Origin of the sequence: Pseudonocardia alaniniphila (genome assembly GCF_022524485.1) — a bacterium.
In the GTDB taxonomy this organism is placed as follows: domain Bacteria; phylum Actinomycetota; class Actinomycetes; order Mycobacteriales; family Pseudonocardiaceae; genus Pseudonocardia; species Pseudonocardia alaniniphila.
In genome coordinates this window covers 84,264-101,973 of sequence record NZ_JAKXMK010000019.1, presented here as the reverse complement: position 1 = coordinate 101,973, position 17,710 = coordinate 84,264, and the positions used below count along the sequence as shown (strand labels likewise).

Sequence of the window (17,710 nt, the reverse complement as noted above, 5' to 3'; positions counted from 1 at the left end):
ACACCGTGGAACAGCGCCCTGCCGCGTTCGCCGCACCCAAGGGCATCCCGGAGTACGTGCCCCCGGAGTCGGCGGGTTTCGAGCACGTCCGCACCACGCTCGTCGCCGCGGCCGACCGTGCCGGGTACGGGCTCATCGAGCTTCCGGTGTTCGAGGAGACCGGCCTGTACGCCCGCGGGGTCGGCGAGTCCACCGACGTCGTGAGCAAGGAGATGTACACCTTCGCCGATCGCGGTGACCGGTCGGTGACGCTGCGCCCGGAGGGCACGGCCGGTGTCGTGCGCTCGGTGATCGAGCACGGCCTCGACCGCGCCGGGCTACCGGTGAAGCTGCGCTACGCGGGCCCGTTCTTCCGCTACGAGCGTCCGCAGGCCGGGCGCTACCGGCAGCTGCAGCAGGTGGGCATCGAGGCGATCGGCGTGGACGACCCGGCGCTCGACGCCGAGGTCATCGCCATCGCCGATGAGGGGTTCCGCGCGCTCGGCCTCACCGGCTACCGCCTGGAGATCACCTCGCTCGGCGACGCCGAGTCCCGCCCTGCCTACCGGGCGCTGCTGCAGGAGTTCCTGGCCGGGCTCCCGCTCGACGAGGCCACCCGCAAGCGGGCGGCGATCAACCCGCTGCGGGTGCTCGACGACAAGCGCCCCGACGTGCGCGCGCTGCTGGTCGACGCCCCGCTGCTCGTCGACCACCTCTCGGCCGCCTCCGCCGAGCACCACGCCGCGGTGAAGCAGCACCTCGACGACCTCGGCGTGGCCTACGTCGAGAACCCGCGGATGGTGCGGGGCCTGGACTACTACACGAAGACGACCTTCGAGTTCGTGCACGACGGTCTCGGCGCGCAGTCCGGGATCGGCGGTGGTGGTCGCTACGACGGTCTGATGGCCACGCTCGGCGGGCAGCAGCTGTCGGGCGTCGGCTACGGCATCGGCGTGGACCGCACGCTGCTGGCCTGTCGCGCGGAGGGCGTCGCGCCGTGGTCCGAGGCACGCTGCGAGGTCTTCGGCGTGCCGCTGGGCGAGGCGGCGAAGCGACGGCTCGTGGTGCTGGCCGCGCAGCTTCGCCGCGCCGGTGTCCGGGTCGATCTGGCCTACGGCGGCCGTGGGCTCAAGGGTGCGATGAAGGCCGCCGACCGGTCCGGCGCCCGCTTCGCGCTGGTGCTCGGCGAACGCGACCTCGAGGCCGGCACGGTGGGTCTCAAGGACCTGGTGTCGGGGGAGCAGCAGGACGTCGAGCTGGCGGGCGCGACCGATGAGGTGCTCGCCCGGCTGCGCGCCTAGGCTCACCTCCGTGGCGCGGGAAGATCGCGAGCGGTGGGACGCGCGGCACCGGGCCGTCGCAGCAGCGGGTGCGCCGGCCGTCCCCACGCCGCCGGATGCGTTGCGTGGTCGTGAGCACCTGCTTCCGACCGCAGGACGCGCGCTCGATGTGGCCTGCGGCCGCGGCACGGTGGCCGTGTGGCTGGCCGAGCATGGGTTCGGTGTCGACGCGGTCGACGTCTCGGAGCCCGCGCTGGCGGCGGGCGCTGCGCTCGCGGCCGACCGCGGGGTCGGCGAGCAGGTGCGCTGGTGGTCCCACGACCTCGACGAGGGGCTGCCCGACGGGTGCGCCGGGCCGTACGACGTGGTGGTGTGCCAGCGGTTCCGTGATCCCGCCCTGTACCCGGTGCTCGCGCAGCGCCTCGCTCCCGGCGGGCTGCTCGTGGTGACGGTGCTGTCGGTGGTCGGGGACGAGGGTGGGCCGTTTCGCGCCGACGCCGGGGAGCTGCTCGCCGCCTTCGACGGCCTGACCAGGCTGGATCACACCGAGCGCGACGGCGAGGCGAGCCTGCTGGCGCGTCGCCCCTGACCTGCGCGGAGCAGTCACGGCTCGACGTCGGCCTCGCGGCTGGCCACCACCGCGGCGAGCGCCGTGGTGATCGGGACAGAGGCCACCAGCCCGATGCTGCCCACCAGCGTGCGCACCACCTCGGTGGCCACGTCCTGTGTGGTCACCACTTCGCTGAGCGCGCGTCCCGACAGCGTGAACAGCAGCAGCAGCGGCAGCGATGCCCCCGCGTAGGCCAGCACCAGCGTGTTGACGGCCGACGACACGTGGTCGCGCCCGATCCGCATCGCCGCCGCGAAGAGGCCGGGTGCACCCAGCTCCGGGTTGGCGCGGCGCAGTTCCCACACCGCGCTGGTCTGGGTGACGGTGACGTCGTCGAGCACGCCGAGTGCGCCGATCACCACACCGGCGAGCAGGAGACCGCGCGCGTCGACACCCGTGCCGAGCGTGGCGATCAGGTTGCTGGTCTGGTCGTCGAGCCCGGTGAGCCGGGCGGCCACGGAGAACGCGGCGCCCAGCCCGCCGATCAGGGCGAGCGACAGCAGCGTGCCGAGGACGGCCGTGGATGTGCGCGCGGACGGTCCGTGGGTCAGGTAGAGCACCACGAACATGATCAGGCAGGACCCGACCACGGCCACGGCGAGCGGGTTGTGGCCGTCCAGGATCGCGGGCAGGACGAACATCAGCAGGACGACGAAGCTCAGCGCGAGAGCCACCAGCGCGGCGAGGCCACGCCAGCGCCCGAGCAGGAGCACCGCGCCCGCGAAGATCGCGGCGAGCCAGAGGAGCGGCGTTCCGCGCTGGAAGTCGACGACCTGGTAGGAGCCGGGGTCGTTCGGGTCGCCCCCGGAGAAGCCCAGCACCACCGGGTCGCCGACCGCGAACGTCGGCGAGCCGGGTTCGACCGGAACCACCTGCACGAGGTCGCGCCCGGGCAAGGGTCCGTCGGCCATCTTGAGAACGAGCCCGAGGCACTGGCCGTCGCCCGAGCCCGGGCTGCAGTCGGCCTTGCTGGTGGCGGTGACCTCGGCGTGTACGGGCTGCTGGGCGACGGGCTGGGCGGTGGGCGGCGGTCCGCCGCTCGGCCACAGCAGAACGATGCCGACGAGCGTCGCCAGTGCGCACGGGACGAGCAGCGCGGCGATGAAGATGCGCACCCGGCGTCCCGCGGGCGGGGCCGGCGAGTGGCCGTGTCCGTGCCCGTGGCCGTGGCCGTGGTCCACGGGCGCGGCGCGGCGCCGTCGCGGGGCGCGGGCGGGGTGCTCGTCCGGGTCCTCGGCATCCCGCCGGCGCCCCACCGCGGGAATGCCGATGGGCGAGGTCGGGGCGTCGTCGTCGACCGGCTCCTCGCGCTCCTGCGGCGAGGCGCGCCTGGTGGATCGGGACGGGTGGTCCGTGCGCTCCGACGGTCGGGGTGCGCCGGGCTCCGGGCGCGGGGAGCCAGGCGGACGGCTGATCAACGGCGTGGGTTGCTGTGCGATCGGGACGCTGGAACGCCCGTGCCGGCGATGCCCCTGCGGCTGCCGCGGACCGCGCGCCCCGGGCTCGTCGATCGGCACGCGATCATCCTGTCTACGGTTCGCCGGCTGGTGTGTACCCATTCACGCACATCACGAGGATGAGGCCGGGTGGTCCGGCTCGTCGCCGGAGGGTGGATCGGCGGGCAGCACGATGTCGTCGCCCAGTAGCTCCAGCACCCGTTCGGCGACGGCCGCGGGGTCGCCCGTGGTCTCGACCTCGATCCCCGGCTCGTCGGGCTGGAGCGGCTCCAGTGTCGCGAGCTGGCTCTCGAGCAGGGACGGCGGCATGTAGTGGTTGCGCCGGGCGGTGATCCTCGCCGAGATCAGCTCCGGCGGCGCGAGCAGGTGCACGAAGCGCGCGGAGGGGTGTCCGTCGCACAGCAGATCGCGGTACGAGCGCTTGAGGGCCGAGCAGGTGACCACGGCGTCGCGGCCCGCGGCCTCCTGCTCCCCGATCCACGCGGCCACCCGGCGCAGCCACGGCCAGCGGTCGTCGTCGTCGAGGGGAATGCCGCTGGCCATTTTCGCGCGGTTGCTCGCGGGATGCAGGTCGTCGCCCTCGACGAACGCCCATCCCGTACGCCTGACGAGCTCGGCAGCCACGGAGCTCTTGCCGACGCCCGACACACCCATCACCACCAGCGTCACCGTCATGAGCGGGTCCCGGTCATGGAGCCAGACTGGCGTATGCCCCTGACCCCGCCTTGCCCTGGGTGTCGAACACGTGTTCGAATGGTGGCATGCGCTGGAGCGGACAGCAGGTGCTCGACGACGGAATCGGGGCGGAGGCGGCGCTCCCGGGGATGCGCGGCCTCCTGCGCTCGGTCCGCACCCCGGAGTTCGCCGGCACGGTCTTCCACGAGGTCGAGGCCAAGTCGGTGCTCAACCGTGTGCCGGGCAGCTCGCCGGTTCCGTTCCGATGGACGGTCAACCCGTACCGCGGCTGCTCCCATGCCTGCGTGTACTGCCTGGCGGGCTCCACCCGCGTCCTGCTGGCCGACGGGCGCGTCCGGCCGATCGCGCAGCTGCGCGTCGGCGACGCCGTGATGGGCACGGAGGTCGTCGGCGGGCAGCGGCGGTACGTGCCCACCACCGTGCTGGCGCACTGGTCCACCAGCAAGCCCGCCTATCGGGTCCGCCTCGCGGGAGGCACAGAGCTGGTGGCCAGCGGGGAGCACCGATTCCTCAGTGATCGCGGCTGGCGCCACGTGAGCGGCGGCTGGTGCCGCTCCGGATTGCGGCCGCGGCTGCGTCCGGGTGCAGGCCTGCTCGGCCCCGGCCCGGAGGCGATGACCGGGTGGGAGCAGCGCCCGCACACCGCCGCCTACCGGCAGGGTTACCTGTGCGGGCTGGTCCGGGCCGACGGCCCGGTGGTCGACGATGTCCCCGGGTGCGGGGTGGATCAGTGCGGTGTGGATCACCGGGAGATAGGTCACTGCGGCGTCGACCACTCCGGTGGCTTTCCGTCCGACCACCTGGAGCTCGAGGCGCTGGGCCGGGTCCACCACTTCCTTGCCGAGGCGGCCCAGCACGTCGTGGAGCTTCCGGTGGCGGTGCCGGCCGGAGGCTGGGAGCCGGGCCGCATCGCCGCACCCACCGGCCGCGGTGGAATCGCGCCGATCACCGACGTGGTGCGCTGGCCCGAGAACCCTGGAGTCGACTGGAATGCCGGGTTCCTCGCCGGGGTGGTCGACGCCCGCGGCGCGGTCGAGGGCGGGGAACTGCGGATCCGCCACACCGCCCCCGAGATCGTCCGGCGGGTCACGAGCGCGCTGCGCCGCCTGGGTCTGCGGCACACGGTCCACACCGAGCGCCATGCGGAGGGCGGGCGACGCGCGGTCCGGACGGTCCGGCTGCTCGGTGGCGCCGGAGCGTTGCTGCGGCTGGTGCGCCTCGCCGATCCCGCGGTCGGCAAGCTGCGCGACCTGGGCGGCGCGCCCGTCAGCGGCGGGGCGGAGCTGGCGGTGGAGTCGGTGCAGTCGCTCGGTGTGGAGATGCCGATGTACGACATCACCACCGGCACGGGCGACTTCGTGGCGGAGGGAGTGATCAGCCACAACTGCTTCGCCCGCAACACTCACACGTATCTCGAATTCGATGCCGGCGCCGACTTCGACAGCCAGATCGTCGTGAAGGTCAACGTCGCGCGTGTGCTGGAGCGTGAGCTGCGCGCGCCGCGGTGGGGCCGGGAGCCCGTCGCGATGGGCACCAACACCGACCCGTACCAGCGCGCTGAAGGGCGCTACCGGCTCATGCCCGGCGTGATCCGGGCGCTGGCCGGCTCCGGCACTCCGTTCTCGCTGCTCACCAAGGGCACGGTGCTCAGCCGCGACCTTCCGCTCATCACGGCGGCGGCAGCCGACGTCCCGGTGGGGCTCGGTGTGTCCATCGCCCTCGTCGACCGTTCCTTGCAATCCCGGCTCGAGCCGGGCACCCCGTCACCGGCCGCGCGGCTCGACCTCGTCCGGCGGATCTCCGACGCCGGACTGTCCTGCGGCGTGATGGTGGCGCCCGTGCTGCCGTTGCTCACCGACTCGGCGGAGGCGCTCGACGCGCTGCTCGCGCAGGTGAAGGCGGCAGGCGCCACCGGCGCCACGGTGCTGGCCCTGCATCTGCGGCCGGGCACTCGTGAGTGGTTCCTGGACTGGCTGGCGCGCGAGCACCCGACGCTGGTGGAGCCCTATGCGCGGTTGTACCGACGGGGCGCCTACGTCGACCCCGCGTACCGCCACGCCCTCGCCGAGCGCGTCGCACCGTTGCTGCGCCGCCACGGCCTGTCCGGCGCCGCCACCATCGCGCGCGGGCACGCTCGGTCCGCGGAGCACGCCACAGTCACCCCGCCGTCGTCCGGGGAACAGCTCCGACTGATGTGAACAGGTTCGTCGTCGTGGTCATCCCATTGCTCGGAGCGAGCTCTGCCAGGCCTGACGTGCCCTGATTGCTGGTGCGCTCAACAATATCGCTGCCGGGGTTTTCGGGCGCGACCCGAAACATTTGCGTCGGTGAAACAATTTCTGTGATGACGCGCTGAGTGCCGGTCGGGAAGAACTCTTGGGTCTCCGATTGGTTCGGCATCGACGATCGCATCTGCAGGTAAAGAAAGCGTAGTGCTGTGGTATGCCATTCCTCTGGTTTCACATCAAGGCACTTCAGAGGAGCACGTACGGGAGGCCGTTCGGGTTGAACCCGAACGGCATGACGCTTGCCTCAGTGCTCTGGTTGACCACGCCACCGGATCCCGGCCGTGTTTGAACCACAAGGCCAGTTTCAGGAGAGCGACCGCTCTCGGTCGGGAGGACGGAATGAGTCGCATCATGGGCCGCTGGGTGCTGGGCGGTGCCGCTGCCGGGATGGCAGTCATCGGTTTGATATTCGTCGGCACGAACGGCGCTGCGATCGCCGCTCCGCCCGCCGTTGTCCCCGCTGCGCCGAACGGCGGCACAACGGCGTCCCCGCCGATGCCGATGCCGATGCCGATGAACATGGCGATGCCGACGGACTCGATCGGCAAGTACGACGCCAAAAACGAGAGCGATGCGATGTTCTTCGGCACCGTTCTGCGAGGGAGTAACGAGGTTCCGAGCAAGATGCAGCCGGCAGGTGGCGACAAGGACGGCAGCGGCACCTCCCTGGTTCGCATCCAGGGCAACCAGGTGTCCTACGCCTTCACCTGGACGGGCATCGGCGCGCCGATCTCGGGGCACATCCATCAGGGCCCCGCAGGCGTGAACGGCGCCGTCAAGATCCCGTTCTTCGGCACGAAGCTGCCGGACGGCCGCACCTCCGTGGTCGGCACCGTGACGGTGAACGACCCCGATCTCCTGGCGAACATCAAGAGCCACCCGGAGCAGTTCTACGTCAACCTGCACACCGCGGACTTCCCGGACGGAGCCATGCGCGGACAGCTGCACGCGATGCCCGTGCAGCTCAATCTGCAGAAGGCGATCAACCAGGACCAGAACCACCCGGTCGTCGAAGGTGACCAGATCTATTCCTGCACCAGGCAGGAATCCGATGGTTCGTTCAAGTTCACGCCGGTCAACGTCGACACCATGCTCACCGGCGGTATCCGGCACACGTTCGTCAAGCCCGGCCCGGGCGGGCCGCCGCAGTGGATTGCGCCCGACAACTCGGCGGTGACCGGCAAGGCCGTCGACACGATCTACAACGGCGCCAACAACATCCCTGAGCTCATCCTCGCCGCAACGCAGTCGGGCGCACCCGACGGCCAGCTGTCGTCGACCCACGCCGTCCTTCGCCTGGACACCATCGGTGGCGTCGCCCCGGTGGGCACCTGTGACCCGACGACCCAGGCCGTCACCGCGGTGCCCTACTCGGCCGACTACCTGTTCATCAACTCGTAGCGGTGGGCTTCGAAACTGCTCTGGATCGATGCGCTCCTGATGGCGGCCCGGACGGGCGCACTCAGGAGCGCATCGGCGTGAGCAGCGGCGATCGGCGGGGAAACCTGCTGGCAGGCCGACCGGGGTCGGCCGATAACCTCGACACGTGATGCGTACCCACCCCGCCGGCACTCTGCGTGCCGAGCACGCCGGACAGTCCGTGACCCTCTCCGGGTGGGTGGCGCGCCGCCGTGATCACGGCGGGGTGATCTTCATCGACCTCCGCGACGCCTCCGGCTCCGCCCAGGTGGTGTTCCGCGAGGGAGAGATGGCCGAGCGCGCCCACCGGCTGCGCGGCGAGTTCTGCGTCCTGGTCACCGGCGATGTCGTCCGTCGTCCGGCGGGCAACGAGAACCCCGAGCTCGCCACGGGCGAGATCGAGGTGACCGCCACCGAGCTCACCATGCTGTCCGAGTCGGCGCCGCTGCCGTTCCCGCTCGACGAGCACACGGAGGTCGGCGAGGAGGTCCGGCTCAAGTACCGCTACCTCGACCTGCGGCGCAGCGGTCCGGCGGCGGCGCTGCGGCTGCGCAGCGAGGCCAACCGCATCGCGCGCACCGTGCTGCACGACCGCGAGTTCGTGGAGGTCGAGACACCCACACTCACCCGCTCGACCCCCGAGGGTGCCCGCGACTTCCTCGTGCCCGCCCGGCTCCGCCCGGGTTCGTGGTACGCCCTGCCGCAGAGCCCGCAGCTGTTCAAGCAGCTCCTGATGGTGGCAGGCGCCGAGCGCTACTACCAGATCGCGCGGTGCTACCGCGACGAGGACTTCCGGGCCGACCGCCAGCCCGAGTTCACCCAGCTCGACATCGAGATGAGCTTCGTCGAGCAGGACGACGTGATCGAGCTGGGCGAGACGATCATCTCCGCTCTGTGGTCGGAGCTCGCCGACTACGAGATCCCGCGCCCGATCGCGCGTCTCACCTACGCCGACGCGATGGCCCGCTTCGGCTCCGACAAGCCGGACATGCGGTTCGGCGTCGAGCTCACCGACCTCACCGAGTACTTCGCCGACACGTCGTTCCGCGTGTTCCAGGCTGCCTACGTCGGCGCGGTCGTGATGCCCGGCGGGGCGAGCCAGCCGCGCAAGCAGCTCGACGCCTGGCAGGAGTGGGCGAAGCAGCGCGGGGCGCGCGGTCTCGCGTACGTGCTGGTGGACGATGACGGCGCGGTGAGTGAGCGGGGCCCGGTCGTCAAGAACCTCTCCGAGGTCGAGCGCGACGGCCTGGCGAAGGCGGTGGGTGCCGAGCCGGGCGACGCCATCTTCTTCGCCGCCGGGCACCCGTCCGACGCGCGCGAGCTGCTCGGCGCCGCCCGCGGCGAGATCGCGCGGCGCTGCGGCCTGGTGGACGAGAACGCGTGGTCGTTCGTCTGGGTCGTCGACGCGCCGATGTTCGAGCGCGTCCGCGACGACAAGGGCAACGAGATCGGCTGGACCGCGGTACACCACCCGTTCACCTCGCCCAACGCGGAGTGGATGGATCGCTTCGAGGAGGCGCCCGACCAGGCGCTCGCCTACGCCTACGACATCGTCTGCAACGGCAACGAGATCGGTGGCGGCTCGATCCGTATCCACCGCTCCGACGTCCAGGAGCGGGTGTTCGCGCTGCTCGGCATGGACGAGGAGGAGCAGCGGGAGAAGTTCGGCTTCCTGCTCGACGCGTTCCAGTTCGGCCCGCCGCCGCACGGCGGCATCGCGTTCGGCTGGGACCGCACCTGCATGCTGCTCTCGCACACCGACTCGATCCGTGACGTCATCGCCTTCCCGAAGTCGGGTGGCGGATTCGACCCGCTCACGGGGGCGCCCGCGCCGATCACGCCCGAGCAGCGCAAGGAGGCGGGGATCGACGCGAAGCCGTCGGCAGCGCCCGCGGCCGCCTCACCGGTCGCCGACGAGCCGCCCACGAAGTCCTGAACGCGCAGCCGGTCCATCCGGTCGATCGCGGGAGCAGGTTGTCGCTGTGCTGCACATGAGAGTGATCTCGCCGGTGGAGCACACCGAGGCGGTGCGGGATCTACTGCTCGGCGAACCGGGTGCCGCCCATGTCACGGTCCTGCCCGGGATCGCGCTGAAGCCCCCGGGTGATGTCGTCGAGGCCGACGTGACTCGGGAATCGGTCGACGCGGTGCTCGGCGCGCTGTGCGAGCTGGGTGTCGACCGATCGGGTGGCGTGACGCTCGAGGCGATCGACACCACGCTCTCCAAGGCGGCCGACGCCGCGGAGGAGGCCGCCCCCGGAGACCCCGCCGATGCCGTGATCTGGGACGAACTGGTGGCACGCACCGGTGACGAGTCTCGGCTGTCGGTGAGCTTCCAGGCGTTCCTGACCATCGCCTGCCTGCTGGCGGCGATCGGTGTCATCACGGACTCGGCGGTGACGGTGGTGGGCGCGATGGTGCTCGGCCCCGAGTTCGGGCCGCTCGCTGCGATCGCGGTCGGCGCGGTGCTGCGTCGGGGGGATCTGGTGCGCCGGGGCGCGATGGCGCTCGCCGTCGGTTTTCCGCTCGCGATGCTGATCACGGCGCTCGCTGCCGTGGCACTCGACGTGACCGGACTGCTGTCGACCGCGACCCTCGACAACGTCGGTCAGGTCGACTTCATCTACAAGGTGGGTCCGTTCTCCTTCATCGTGGCGCTGCTCGCCGGAGCGGCCGGGATGCTCGCGCTGACGTCGGCGAAGTCCGCTTCGCTGGTTGGTGTGTTCATCTCCGTCACCACCGTTCCGGCAGCAGCGTTCGCGTCGACCGCCCTCGTGGAGGGGCGTTATGGCCAGGCGGGCGGATCCGCGCTTCAGCTGTTGGTGAACCTCGTGGGCATCGTCGTGGCCGCGATCGCCGTGCTGATCGTGTCGCGGCGGACGGGTATGAGTGAGGGGCGGCTTCGTTGGTTGTCGGCGAGGTAGGGTCACAGACGATGGTTCAGGACCTGGGCAGCTTCCCCAGGCCGGTACTTGCTGCGCTCACTGCTGCCGAGCGGCTCCTCACCCGCCGGTCGGGAGCCGGCATCGTACTGGCCGACCCCGAGGATCTCGGGGGCAGTGACCGGTCGGTGGTGGCCCGGGCGCGCGTGGCTCGCAATCCGTTCTCGCTGCCGCGCACACTCGTCGTCAAGCACTACCTGGGACGGCCGGATCCCGACCGGCCCGACCCGTTCCACTACGAGGTGGCGAGCTGCCAGCTGTTCACGGCGCTGCCGACGGATGCGCGGCCCAGCCCGGTGCTGATCGCGCACGACCCTCAGAGCCGGTTGCTGGTGATGGAGGACCTCGGCCGCAGCTCCACGCTCGCCGACAAGCTGTTCGGTCCCGACCCGGCCGCCGCGCAGCGTTGCCTGCTGAGCTGGGCCCGGGCGCTCGGGCGCATGCAGGCCGCCACGGCGGGCCGCGAGAACGACTTCGGGGCGTTGTTGCGCAGGCTGGGGGAGCGGGCCTGGCGCGACCCGATGGCCGAGGACGCGCGTGTCGCTCTGGCCGGGGTCACGGGGCTGCTGGAGCAGGAGCTCGGGGTCACGGTGCCGCGCGCGGCCATACAGGAGGCCCACGAGACCGCGCGGCTGCTGGGCGGCACCCGCTACCGCGCGTTCAGTCCGTCGGACACCTGCCCGGACAACAACCTCGTCACCAGTCGGGGGGTCCGGTTCGTCGACTTCGAATGGGGCTGCTTCCGCGACGTCGCACTCGACGCGGCCTACTTCCGTGTCCCCTTCCCCGGCTGTGAGGCGAGTTTCGCCCTGCCTCCGGGGTTGGCCGACACGATGCTCGAGGCGTGGCGCAACGAGATCGCCGCGGTCTGGCCGGATCTCGACGAGCCCGATCGCCTCGAGCACAGGCTGCTGCACGCGCAGCTGCTGTGGGTGTGGTTGTGCACGTGGTGGCTGCTGCCGCGCATCCGCGTACGTGACATGCCCGTCGGACAGGACCCCACCCGGTCCCCTCGGATCAGCACCGCGCTCGCCCACTACTGGCGGGAGATGTCCGGCGCTGCTGCCGTTGGTGGGCTGCCGGCCACTGCCGAACTTGGCGCGCTGGTGGCGGATGCGCTGGTGAAGCGCTTCCCCGACGCCCCCGGATCGCTGCCGGTGTACCCGGCATTCCGGTCGGTGGCCTGAGACCCTGCTGGTCAGAGCACCGATCGTTCCTTAATCCGCCCACAGCCGGTCATCCGACGCACACCCGAGGTGAGTCGACGTCGGTGATGGTGTCGGCGTGACCTTGCAGCCGCTGCTCGCGTCCGCCACGTCCGTGTCGATCATACCGCCGGTGCCAGGCCCAAGGTCGGTTGCAACCTTGGTGACGCTCGGCGACTCCACAGCTGTGGGGCTGGGCGATCCACTGCCCGGCGGAGGCTGGCGGGGCTTCCCGATGCTGCTGCGCGATGCCCTCGGTGCCTCGACGCTGCTCAACCTCGGGTGCACCGGGGCCCGCATGTCCTGGGTGCGCGACGACCAGCTTCCCGGGGCACTGACCGCGAGCCCGGACGTCGCAGTGCTGTCGGTCGGGATGAACGACACGCTGCGCTCCGACTTCGACCCCCGGCAACTGCACGACGACTGTGCCGCGATCGTGGGCGCGCTGCGGGCCGAGGGCACATACGTCCTGATGGTTCGCTACCACGACCACACCCGGGTGTTCCGGCTGCCCGCGCCGCTGCGCCGGGCCCTGTACCGGCGGATCGTGGCGCTCAACGCCGTGATCGACGCGGTGGCGGCCACCGACCCGGCGGGAATCGGTGTGTTGGATCTGGACCTGCTGCCCGGTGGCTACGAGCGTTCGGCGTGGTCGGTCGACCGGCTGCACCCCTCGGAGCGCGGGCACCGGATGCTCGCGGCGGGTTTCGCGGAGTTGCTCTTCGACGCGGGGTTCACGGTGCCGCATCCGGTGAGCCTGGAGTGCGCGGGCGGGCGTGAGGTGACGGCCGTGCAGCGGACGGCCTGGCTGGTGGTGAAGGGCGTGCCCTGGCTGGCCCGGCGTGGACGCGACCTCGGCCCGGTGATCGTGCAGAGCCTGGTGGGCGAGTTGGTGCGCAGGCCTGCCCCCGTCGCCATCCGCCGCGGTCCGGCACCCGATTGCTGATCTGCTCATTATTCGCATTGTTCGTTCGGCCCCATTTGTTCGAGCGCGACCAGCGTCACTCATCGTCGACCGGATGCGCGATTACGCTCGAATTTCGTCGGCGACAGGCGCTGCCGACTCGGGAGTCCTCTGTGCGGCCCCGCTGAGGAGGAAGGGGCTGTGATGACGTCCCAGGTCGCCGTCGCCCCGGACGCCCGCGCCGGGCACCGATGGGTCACCCTGGCCGTCGTGCTGGCGGGCCAGTTCATGGCGTCGTTGGACACCACTGTCGGCAACGTCGCGGCCCCGGACATCGGCACGGAGCTGCAGGTATCGGCGGGAACGGTCCGGCTCGCGATCGTGGCCTACACCCTGCTGTACGCGAGCCTGCTGATCACCGGGGCCCGTATCGGCGCCGATCGCGGCAGGCGACGGGTGTTCCTCGCAGGGGTGGTCGTCTTCACGGTTGCGTCGGCAGCGGCGGGCGCGGCCCCCTCCGCGGCGGTGCTGGTGGGAGCACGGGCGGTGCAGGGAATCGGCGCCGCGCTGATGATTCCGCAGATCGTGTCGGTCATCCAGATCAGTTTCACCGATTCTGCGCGGGCCCGGGCATTGTCGGCTTTCAGCGCGATGATCTCGATCGGGGGAGCCGTCGGGCTGGCTGCCGGAGGTGGCCTGATCGACCTCGATCTCCTGGGGCTGGGCTGGCGCTCGGTGTTCCTCGTCAACGTGCCCATCGGCATCGTGCTCGTCGTTGTGGCAGCGCTGGTGCTGCCGCGCGTCCCGGTGGCCGAGCGGCGCCTCGACGTTCCGGGTGTGGTGCTGCTGACCTGCGGCGCAATCCTCGTGATCTCGGCGTTGACGCTCGGCACCGACAGCGGACGGCCACCGTGGAGCATCGCCGCCGCGATGGCAGGCGTCGCCGTGCTCGCGGTGTTCGCCGCCCACCAGCGACGTACCAGCCGCCGAGGCCGGCCGGTACTGGTGGAACCGGCCCTGTTCACCACCAGAGGCGTCCGTCCGGGGCTGCTCGGGCTGCTCCTCCTCGGCACCCCCTACACCGGCATCCTGTTCTGCGTCGCGGCGGACCTCCAGGTCCGGCACGGAAGCACAGCCGGGGTCGCGGGATACGCGCTCCTGCCGCTGGCGATCGGCTTCGGCATCGGCGGGGTGATCCCGTCGCTGGTCCGGCCCGGGCGTCAGCGAGTGCTCCTCATCGGCGGGGTGGTCATCGCCGGTGCAGCGCTTCTCCTCCTGGCGTGGCTCACCAGAGGCGAGCGCTGGCCCGTTGCGGCCGCCGCGGTGGTGCTCGGCGTGTGTGGCCTGGGCTTCGGGGCGGCCTTCTCACCGCTGTTCGCTCTCACCGTGGCCCATGTCCGGCGCGTCAACATCCCCGACGCCAGCGGGATGGCGACAACGGTGATCCAGTTCAGCTTCGTCGCCGGAGTGGCGGTCTTCGGCAGCGTCTACCAGGCCACCGGGCACCTCGCCACGGCCTTCGTCGTGATGGCGGTCGTGGTGCTGGTGGCTCCGGTCCTCGCGCGCCTGCACACGTTGCGCGAGGCCGGTACGCCGGAGTGAACGTCCCGGTCAGGCTGCGGGGCGCAGCGGAAGCGGGGCGAGCGGCGCGGTCGGCGAGGCCACCGCGAGCATCGCCTCGATCCGCCACAGCTGCGCACGGGTGCACGTGGGGCAGATGAAGGTGATCGAGCCGTCGGCCTCGTGCTGACTGCTCCAGGCGAGACCGGCGGCATCGGCCGGTGTCCGTGGGCGGCTGCACAAGGGGCAAGGTCGTGTGTCCATGCCACTGAAGTCTGGTGGTGCGGCTTTGCGGGGCTGTGAACCCGACGCAAAGGTTACGGTGCGTGGACGTCCGACTACCGGAGGTCCGTCAGAGCGAGCCGAGGAACCGGTCGATCCGCACGAGAGCCTCCTCGAGCAGGGGCAACGCGGTGGCGTAGGAGCAGCGCACGTGTCCCTCTCCGGACGGGCCGAACACGCTGCCGGGCACCACGGCCACGTGCTCCGCACGCAACAACTGCTCGGCGAAGGTCTCCGAGTCGAGACCGGAGCGGCGGATCGACGGGAACGCGTAGAAGGCGCCCTGCGGCTCGGGAGTGTCGAGTCCGATCTCCCGCAGGCCCTTCACGAACACCCGACGCCGCCGGTCGTAGTCCGCGACCATCGACTGCACCGCGTCGTCCGGCCCCGACAGTGCCTCCACCGCCGCCAGCTGCGAGACGTGTGGCGCGCACAGCATCGTGTACTGGTGCACGCGCACGCACAGCTCGGCGACGGGCCGGGGCGCGCAGATCCAGCCGACCCGCCAGCCCGTCATCGCATGGGCCTTCGAGAACCCCCCGAGCAGCACCGTGCGGTCGCGTGCGCCGGGCACCGTGCCCAGGCACGTGTGGGTGCCCGTGTAGGTGAGGCGGTCGTAGATCTCGTCGGAGACGATGTAGAGGTCGTGCTGCTCGGCGAGCCGGACCAGGGCTTCGAGCGCGCTGCGGGGCTGCACGGCACCGGTGGGGTTGGCGGGGGAGCCGAGAACGATCGCCTTCGTGCCGGGTGTGATCGCCGCGGCGACGACCTCGGCGTCGATCGCGAAGTCGTCCTCCCAGCGGGTCGGCACCCGCACCGGCACGCCGCCGGCGAAGGCGACGCACGGCTCGTACGCGACGTAGCAGGGCTCGGGAACGATCACCTCGTCGCCGGGGTTGAGCAGCACGCGCAGCGCGAGGTCGAGCCCTTCGGAGACGCCGGTGGTGATGAGGCACTCTCCGTCGGGGGCGTAGTCGGCGCCGTAGCGCGCCGCGAGATCAGCACAGATCAGCTCGCGCAGGCGCGGCAGCCCGGCGTTCGACGTGTAGGTGGTGTAGCCGTTCTCCAGCGCGTAGATCCCCGCCTCGCGCACGTGCCATGGCGTCACGAAGTCGGGCTCGCCGACCCCGAGTGAGATCACGTCGTCCATCTCGGCGGCGATGTCGAAGAACCGCCGGATCCCCGACGGGGGACAGGCGGCGATGACGGCGTTGAGCTCCTTCATCAGGGGGTCACCGGGAGCCGGTGGTCCTGCTCGGCAGGGGTGAAGGAATCACCGTCACGCTTGTAGGTCTTCAGCACGAAGTACGTGGCGGTGGCCCGCACACGGTCGATCGTGGAGAGCTTCTGGGAGACGAAGTCCGATACGGCCCGGATGCTGCGTCCGGTGACGGTGCAGCGCAGGTCGTGGCCGCCGGAGACGAGGTGGACGCTGCGCACCTCGTCGAAGCGGGCGATCCGGGCGGCGACGTCGTCGAAGCCGACGCCACGGGCGGGTGCGAGGGACACGTCGATGAACGCGATGACGATCTCGCTCGTCGGGTCGTCGTCCACGGCGTCCCAGTCGATGACCGCCTTGTAGCGCCGGATGGCGCCGGACGCCTCCCATTCCGCGATCGCCTTGCTCACCTCGGCCACGGGCAGGCCGGTCATGGTCGCGATGGTGTCATGGGAGAGCTGGGCGTCACGCTCCAGCAGTTCGAGGATTTGCCGCACGTCTCGACATTACGTCGCAACTGTCGGTGCTGGCGCCATGCGGTGGCCAGCCGGTGCACGGCCGTGCGCAGAACCGGTGCCGGGTTCGACGCGAAGCAGAGGCGTGCCGCCTCGTCGAGCGGCCGGTTGACGGCGAACGCGTCGCCCGGCACGAACCCGACGCCGTTCCGGAGGGCGTGGGGGAGCAGTTCGGCCGGGCGCGTCCCGTCGGTGAACTCCAGCCAGCAGAACATGCCGCCGGTAGGGACGGAGCAGGTGACGGCGTCCCCGAACGCCTCGCGGACGGCCTCGGTGAGCGCGCCTGCCCGCTCGCGCAGCGCGGCACGCAGCATGCCCAGGTGCCCCTCGAACCAGGGCACGTCGGACAGCAGTTCGGCGGCGACGGCCTGGCTGAGCGTGGAGCCGCAGAGGTCGCTGCACTGCTTGAGCCGCTCCACCGCGGTGAGCAGCGGCGCGGGACCGGTCAGCCAGCCGACCCGCAGAGCGGGCGCGACGACCTTCGACACGCTCCCCAGGCGGACGACCCGGTCGCCGTGGGCGGCCACCGGCACCGGCGGTGGGCCGTCGAAGGAGAGCAGACCGTACGGGTCGTCCTCCACCACGAGGAAGCCGTACCGGTCGGCCAGTCCGGCGAGCAGGCCCCGCCGCCGGTCGTCGAGCGTCGCCCCGCGCGGGTTGTGGAAGCTGCTGACGGTGTGGACGAGCCGGGGGCGCAGGCCCGCGGTCAGCAGGTCGGCGAGTGCGTCGACGTCCATGCCGTCGGCGTCGACGGGCACAGCGTGCAGCGCCGCACCCGCGGCCTGGAACACCTGGAGAGCGCCGACGTACACCGGGTCCTCGACCACCACCACGTCACCCGGATCGATCATCGTGCGGGCGACGAGGTCGAGGCCCTGCTGCGAGCCGCTGGTCACCACCACGTCGGTGGCGGTGAGGGCCCGCCCGAGCCGGGCGCCCTCCGCTGCCGCGAGGACCTCCCGCAGCTGTCTCAGCCCGATGGTCTCGCCGTACTGGAGGTTCGCCGGGTCCACGGCCGCGGTCGCGAGCGCGGTGGCGATCCGCTCCCGGGGCAGCAGTTCGGTGCCGGGTAGGCCGCCCGCGAGGGAGATGACGTCGTCGCGAGCGGTGAGGGCGAGCAGGTCGCGGATGGCCGAACCGCGCACGTCGCGTAGCCGGCTGGAGAGGTGGACGGTCACGGAGATCTCGCCTTCGGACGTCGATGCAGGGACGAATCTGGTCGTCCTGGATCGACAGGGCGAGGCGGTGCCGGACCTCGGTTGGGGATCCGACCTTTCACAGCATGCCTCACGTTCCTGCGATGCGGAAACTGGTTCCCATTAGCTGGGAGAAGAGTCGGGCGATCGCCGTGAAG

The 17,710-nt window shown here is 71.3% G+C and carries 15 protein-coding genes; 9 read left to right on the top strand and 6 right to left on the bottom strand.

Annotated elements, in window-relative coordinates; genetic code table 11:
• Nucleotides 1-5: 5 nt before the first annotated feature.
• The gene (gene hisS, locus MMF94_RS21915; RefSeq protein ID WP_241039144.1) at nt 6-1,280 is read left to right on the top strand and encodes a histidine--tRNA ligase; all 1,275 of its coding nucleotides are present in this window, start codon (nt 6-8) and stop codon (nt 1,278-1,280) included.
• A 10-nt stretch (nt 1,281-1,290) separates the two neighbouring features.
• A complete protein-coding gene (locus MMF94_RS21910) occupies nt 1,291-1,848 on the top strand; it encodes a class I SAM-dependent methyltransferase (protein ID WP_241038998.1) in 558 nt (185 codons plus the stop codon).
• A gap of 14 nt (nt 1,849-1,862) precedes the next feature.
• On the opposite strand, the gene MMF94_RS21905 is transcribed toward MMF94_RS21910, so the two are convergent.
• Both MMF94_RS21905 and MMF94_RS21900 read right to left on the bottom strand, forming a co-directional pair.
• Nucleotides 1,863-3,386: a YibE/F family protein gene (locus MMF94_RS21905; RefSeq protein WP_338104303.1), complete on the bottom strand. Its 1,524-nt coding sequence runs from the start codon at nt 3,384-3,386 to the stop codon at nt 1,863-1,865.
• Between the two features lie 51 nt (nt 3,387-3,437).
• A complete protein-coding gene (locus tag MMF94_RS21900; RefSeq protein WP_241038997.1) occupies nt 3,438-4,001 on the bottom strand; it encodes a gluconokinase in 564 nt (187 codons plus the stop codon).
• Nucleotides 4,002-4,087: 86 nt separating this feature from the next.
• Here MMF94_RS21900 and MMF94_RS21895 point away from each other — a divergent pair, with 86 nt between their 5' ends.
• The 7 genes from MMF94_RS21895 to MMF94_RS21865 all read left to right on the top strand — a co-directional run bounded on the left by MMF94_RS21895 (nt 4,088) and on the right by MMF94_RS21865 (nt 14,382).
• The gene (locus MMF94_RS21895; RefSeq protein ID WP_241038996.1) at nt 4,088-6,220 is read left to right on the top strand and encodes an intein-containing Rv2578c family radical SAM protein; all 2,133 of its coding nucleotides are present in this window, start codon (nt 4,088-4,090) and stop codon (nt 6,218-6,220) included.
• Nucleotides 6,221-6,649: 429 nt separating this feature from the next.
• Nucleotides 6,650-7,711 (top strand): CHRD domain-containing protein, encoded by a 1,062-nt coding sequence (locus MMF94_RS21890; protein WP_241038995.1) that lies wholly within the window; start codon nt 6,650-6,652, stop codon nt 7,709-7,711.
• 145 nt (nt 7,712-7,856) lie between these two features.
• A complete protein-coding gene (gene aspS, locus MMF94_RS21885; protein WP_241038994.1) occupies nt 7,857-9,665 on the top strand; it encodes an aspartate--tRNA ligase in 1,809 nt (602 codons plus the stop codon).
• A gap of 46 nt (nt 9,666-9,711) precedes the next feature.
• Nucleotides 9,712-10,653, top strand: a complete 942-nt coding sequence (locus tag MMF94_RS21880) for a DUF389 domain-containing protein (protein WP_241038993.1) — start codon at nt 9,712-9,714, stop codon at nt 10,651-10,653.
• An 11-nt stretch (nt 10,654-10,664) separates the two neighbouring features.
• A complete protein-coding gene (locus MMF94_RS21875) occupies nt 10,665-11,858 on the top strand; it encodes a hypothetical protein (protein WP_241038992.1) in 1,194 nt (397 codons plus the stop codon).
• Nucleotides 11,859-12,039: 181 nt separating this feature from the next.
• The gene (locus tag MMF94_RS21870; RefSeq protein WP_338104302.1) at nt 12,040-12,822 is read left to right on the top strand and encodes an SGNH/GDSL hydrolase family protein; all 783 of its coding nucleotides are present in this window, start codon (nt 12,040-12,042) and stop codon (nt 12,820-12,822) included.
• Nucleotides 12,823-12,984: 162 nt separating this feature from the next.
• On the top strand, nt 12,985-14,382 hold the full coding sequence (locus MMF94_RS21865) for an MFS transporter (protein WP_241038991.1): 1,398 nt from the start codon (nt 12,985-12,987) through the stop codon (nt 14,380-14,382).
• A 9-nt stretch (nt 14,383-14,391) separates the two neighbouring features.
• On the opposite strand, the gene MMF94_RS21860 is transcribed toward MMF94_RS21865, so the two are convergent.
• From MMF94_RS21860 to MMF94_RS21845, 4 genes are all read right to left on the bottom strand, one after another.
• The gene (locus MMF94_RS21860; protein ID WP_241038990.1) at nt 14,392-14,604 is read right to left on the bottom strand and encodes a hypothetical protein; all 213 of its coding nucleotides are present in this window, start codon (nt 14,602-14,604) and stop codon (nt 14,392-14,394) included.
• Nucleotides 14,605-14,692: 88 nt separating this feature from the next.
• Nucleotides 14,693-15,847, bottom strand: coding sequence for an aminotransferase class I/II-fold pyridoxal phosphate-dependent enzyme (locus tag MMF94_RS21855; RefSeq protein WP_241038989.1), 1,155 nt, complete (start codon nt 15,845-15,847; stop codon nt 14,693-14,695).
• On the bottom strand, nt 15,847-16,275 hold the full coding sequence (locus MMF94_RS21850) for an Lrp/AsnC family transcriptional regulator (RefSeq protein WP_241038988.1): 429 nt from the start codon (nt 16,273-16,275) through the stop codon (nt 15,847-15,849). The genes MMF94_RS21855 and MMF94_RS21850 overlap by 1 nt, the downstream gene beginning before the upstream one ends.
• Nucleotides 16,272-17,534: an aminotransferase-like domain-containing protein gene (locus MMF94_RS21845; RefSeq protein WP_241038987.1), complete on the bottom strand. Its 1,263-nt coding sequence runs from the start codon at nt 17,532-17,534 to the stop codon at nt 16,272-16,274. Before MMF94_RS21845 ends, MMF94_RS21850 begins: the two co-directional genes overlap by 4 nt.
• Nucleotides 17,535-17,710: the final 176 nt, after the last annotated feature.

Coding starts and splice junctions, on each gene's coding strand:
- MMF94_RS21900 (WP_241038997.1), bottom strand. CDS start 4,001: ATGACGGTGACGCTGGTGGTGATGGGTGTGTCGGGCGTCGGCAAGAGC.
- MMF94_RS21895 (WP_241038996.1), top strand. CDS start 4,088: ATGCGCTGGAGCGGACAGCAGGTGCTCGACGACGGAATCGGGGCGGAG.
- MMF94_RS21890 (WP_241038995.1), top strand. CDS start 6,650: ATGAGTCGCATCATGGGCCGCTGGGTGCTGGGCGGTGCCGCTGCCGGG.
- MMF94_RS21875 (WP_241038992.1), top strand. CDS start 10,665: ATGGTTCAGGACCTGGGCAGCTTCCCCAGGCCGGTACTTGCTGCGCTC.
- MMF94_RS21865 (WP_241038991.1), top strand. CDS start 12,985: ATGACGTCCCAGGTCGCCGTCGCCCCGGACGCCCGCGCCGGGCACCGA.
- MMF94_RS21860 (WP_241038990.1), bottom strand. CDS start 14,604: ATGGACACACGACCTTGCCCCTTGTGCAGCCGCCCACGGACACCGGCC.
- MMF94_RS21855 (WP_241038989.1), bottom strand. CDS start 15,847: ATGAAGGAGCTCAACGCCGTCATCGCCGCCTGTCCCCCGTCGGGGATC.
- MMF94_RS21850 (WP_241038988.1), bottom strand. CDS start 16,275: ATGACCGGCCTGCCCGTGGCCGAGGTGAGCAAGGCGATCGCGGAATGG.